This window comes from Akkermansia sp. GGCC_0220 (assembly GCF_017566105.1).
Lineage (GTDB): Bacteria > Verrucomicrobiota > Verrucomicrobiia > Verrucomicrobiales > Akkermansiaceae > Akkermansia > Akkermansia massiliensis.
In genome coordinates this window covers 1-3,960 of sequence record NZ_JABFCI010000034.1, presented here as the reverse complement: position 1 = coordinate 3,960, position 3,960 = coordinate 1, and the positions used below count along the sequence as shown (strand labels likewise).

Annotated in this window: 4 protein-coding genes; 1 reads left to right on the top strand and 3 read right to left on the bottom strand. The window is 44.1% G+C overall.

Going from position 1 to position 3,960, the window contains the following annotated elements; genetic code table 11:
• A partial coding sequence (locus HJW02_RS12790) for a SprT-like domain-containing protein (RefSeq protein WP_208050653.1) occupies positions 1 to 314 on the top strand: 314 nt, incomplete at its 5' end.
• Between the two features lie 252 nt (positions 315 to 566).
• Here HJW02_RS12790 and HJW02_RS12785 read toward each other — a convergent pair.
• The 3 genes from HJW02_RS12785 to HJW02_RS12775 form a co-directional block, all read right to left on the bottom strand.
• Positions 567 to 1,562, bottom strand: coding sequence for a hypothetical protein (locus HJW02_RS12785; RefSeq protein WP_146018211.1), 996 nt, complete (start codon positions 1,560 to 1,562; stop codon positions 567 to 569).
• Positions 1,563 to 1,965: 403 nt separating this feature from the next.
• Positions 1,966 to 3,492, bottom strand: a complete 1,527-nt coding sequence (locus tag HJW02_RS12780; RefSeq protein WP_102733174.1) for an RHS repeat-associated core domain-containing protein — start codon at positions 3,490 to 3,492, stop codon at positions 1,966 to 1,968.
• Positions 3,493 to 3,546: 54 nt separating this feature from the next.
• A complete protein-coding gene (locus tag HJW02_RS12775; protein WP_102722625.1) occupies positions 3,547 to 3,786 on the bottom strand; it encodes a hypothetical protein in 240 nt (79 codons plus the stop codon).
• Between the last annotated feature and the right edge of the window lie 174 nt (positions 3,787 to 3,960).

Genomic DNA, 3,960 nt, shown 5'->3' with positions numbered 1-3,960 from the left:
ACACCATCCTGCATGAGATAGCCCACGCCCTGGCCTGGACACGCCACGGAGAACGTACCCACGGCCCGCGGTGGAAACAAATCTGCCGGGAAATAGGGGCCGTCCCCTGCGCTGCCGCCAAACTGGACGCCATCCGCGTCACCACGTACAAGTACCTTCTGCGCCTGAAAACGACGGGCGAAGTCGTCGGCAAATACCACCGCCGCCCCGCCTTTGCCAAACATCTCAAGCGCATGGCCCTGAAAGGGCGCCCCGACACCCTGGGGCAACTGGAATTGATTCCCAGCGAAAAACAGGATACGTCATTATCATAAAAGCTCACCTTCTGCATTCTTCCAGCGGGTCATCAGGGAGTTGTACCGGCATTCGTATGTGGTCATTGTTTGACCATTCCATCCTGACCGTTGCCGATGGCAGTCACAAGATTGAGTTGGAATGGTAGATATTACTGCGAAGTTTGGCGTTGGGATAGGAGAGCCGGTAAAAGAAAACGCCGATCTTGTCACATGCGGTTTACCGCCTATATCCACAGACATTATTTCTTCATTACTTTTACTTTAAAATATCTATTGTACTTCAGGCTTTTCATCCGATATGACTGGATACACAAATTGATGTAAAAACTCCGAATGCAGAATAAGAGCAATATCCATGATCATATCCTGGAATTTGGTCAAATTTTCATCATTCACAATGGATGAACTTTTTTTCCATTCCAGATCATTGGGCATTCGGATATAAAATAGTTCGGAATCCGATATTTCTTCTTTCCGTTGAAAACGTAATTGGGAAAACAAGGTTTTCATTTTTGAAAACAGATCATTTGAAATGATAAGACCTCTTGTGACACCATCCAAACTAAGAGCCATTTCCCAATACTCTTGTTGAGATAATTTACGCAACCCATATTGATGTTCCAGTTGCTCGTAACCTGCTGGAATCGGCAATGTCTTATGAAAAAATAAATCATTGAACAAGTGCATTTTATCATTTTTGATCATGGCGTAATAAATATACTTCCCGCGAATTGACAACCCAGCTGTATATTGGAAATCCAAAAATAAAATCCGGATGCTGTCGGGATAATCTTTCGGGAATAATATATTCCATAACCGCTTCGAATCAAACTGATCAGCCAAATAATTATGATTATCTTTATTTTTTAATTCATTATTTGCTTTGAATTGATGGGCAATCCATAATTGCTCATATACCCCAAGATGAGCAAACTCAGACGTATTATAAATCAGTCTATATAAATACTGATATTTTCTGACTACGCGACTAATATACTCGCTGCACCACACAAGCCATGATTTGTCTTTCAAATCAGTTCTGCCGGTGAAATATGAACATAAGGCAACCCATGGCATATTTTGGTATTGGATCATGGAAAGGGTTCCTCCGTATTCCTGCATATTCAAGGAACCTATATCTACCCACTCCATTCCAAGTCTTCTCGGTGAATGTTGAAATAGACTCATGGTATCTGAAAGCTGTTTCAAAAGACATGGCAATAGTTGTATGGCTTGCAGTTCAGGAGCATTGATATAATCAGTCAAACTGTACATCCAGCAGGGCATTAAATTTAGGTATTCATACCAGAAATGCGTGAACGGGTAATAATGCCGATACAGGAGTTGCTGGCGACATATCCTCCATGTCTTAATGCCATATGGGTTACTGGGCAAATCCGGTGATATGGGAAATTCCAGCCATGAGAGAGAGCCTGATTCAGGATAGATTTTCCGCAATTCTGATTCCAACAAATTGTTCTTATCTTTTTCCAAATTTCCCCAACATGGATCACTCACCAAGTAAAAAATCTGTATATCACTATCGTTAAGACTCTTGTTGCTGGAATCTGTAGAAGATACAAATATATCATCTAAGTTTGCAGAAGACTCTCGCAGGTGATCATCCCCCCACGAAAAAGAACCTAAACATAAATATATTATTAAGATATTAGTGCCTAGTCTTCCCAGATTTCGGAGGACGTGGCTTCGGTAGTAAAGGTTTTCCGTGTTCATCTAAAATAACAATATTTGCTTCTTTATTTGATTGAGGGTCATCGATCTGTCGCGCTACCAAGATAGCTGTGAAATCTTCTTCTGAGAATTGTGTTTTTATATCTTGATCCAACGTTTTTAGTCTGAGAGCTTTGCGAGCTGGTTTCGGAGTACTTTGGATAACATATGCAGGGACACTTTCAGGATTGTCCATTTTAGGAACTCTATGTCCATTAGCCCATACAAATCCATATCCAGTACGTTCATCTTCTGGAGAAAGGGAACCAGGTCCAAATACGCCTTCCAACCTTCCGCCTAGAACGAACCCTGTTTTTTCATTTATACCATCGTGTTTGAATACGATATTGTGAGAATGCCAAATTGCTACTTCACAATAATTTTTTGGAGCTACTTCTGGTTGGCGGTGATATGTTTTACTCTCTGCTTCGTGATTACTTACTTTATATGAATAGGAATTAGCTGTTTTTTTTCTAAATAAAGCCCCTCCATGCTCGACAGTTTGCCTGCCACTTAACATCTTAAAATTTGCTTTTTTAATAATTTTACTTAGTGCAGCTAAAATATGCTTAGATACTTCTTTTTTCAAGAATTTTGTTGCATTATCATAATCATCCATCAAAGCAGGCTTTAATCCTAATAAGTCTAATTTATTTATCACAGCATTTCCTGAAAATGCATATAAATTTGCTCCCCCCTGTTCCTCAATAGGATCCCTGTTAATCCATCTGCCGTCTGTAGGATTCAGGTAGCGGTAATTGTAGTAGATCAGGTCAAGCTCGTCGTCCATGAACTCGCAGGAAAACCTGAACTTGTTTTCCTGAGCCCTGTCGCCCTGCGCCGTGATTAGGGCTCCAAGGGGGGCATACTCATAGCGCGCCCTTCGCGTCTGCTTACAGTCAAAGATGGAAGTGACGTTCTTCAGAGCATCGTGCATGAAGCAAAAATGTTCCTTTATTCCCGTACCATTATCCTTCCAGCTGGTCATCATCAAGATACGCGAGGCCATCGGTTCCGTCGGATCCCACAGATAGGTTTTCGCAAGTCTGTAAGAAGGGCGCATCAAATCCAGTTGGGCCACCTGCAAATAGCCCCGGTAGAGGAACCAGCAATAGCTGGCTGTTAATCCGTTGACGGTGACCTTCTTGCTGAAGCGTCTTCCCTGGTAGTCGTAGCCGCAGGTAAGGACAGTCCGTCCGTCTTTGCTGGTAAAAATTACAGGGCGGTCATTGGCATCATAGCTCACTTTCCAAATGCCGATAGAAGTCTTGATTCTGGTCTGATTGCCGTCTGCATCGTAAGTGGGAATGAATGGTTCCGTATTTCTGGTAATGTCCGTGTACTGGTTAAGCCGGTCGGCATTGTAGGATACTTCTTCCTCCAGTTCCCGTGCAGTCTTGCGGTTGCCGATGTTGTCGTACCGGTAGCTGTAGCTGCCTCTCTCCCTGAGTTGATCTCCAGTCAATTCACTGCGGCTGTTGTAGGTAAAATCTCTTACTGTGGCAGGAAGGGCGGCATCTCAGGAGTCCCGGCGTTGAACTGGACGCGTCAGGGCATCATACTGGTATTCATGGCCGGCGGCCATGCCTCCATTTCCCTGTTTCTCATAGCCAATGGAAGCCACGAGGTTGAGCTTGGGATGGTAGATGTTTCTGCGAACCATGCCGTTGGGGTAGGTGAGCCGATTGAGGAAGCCGCTGGTTTCATCGTATTCCCAAGTGAAGGAAGAGGCCAAACCATCCAGATTCACCCCAATCATGCCACCTTTCCGATCGTAGTCAAGATGGGAGCGCTGCACCGTGCGGGGCTCTGGTCATAAAAAAATTGATGCCGGCCACTACCAGGGCCAGCCCCCCGTCAGGAAAAACATGTCAAAAACCCGCAGGGCGTCAATGGCCGCAATCCTCTGCGGCTTGGTACCGGAAGCTGAACT

What these genes read in the sequence shown, in the direction of transcription:
- HJW02_RS12775 (WP_102722625.1), bottom strand. Translation starts at nt 3,786, where the DNA reads ATGATTGGGGTGAATCTGGATGGTTTGGCCTCTTCCTTCACTTGGGAA.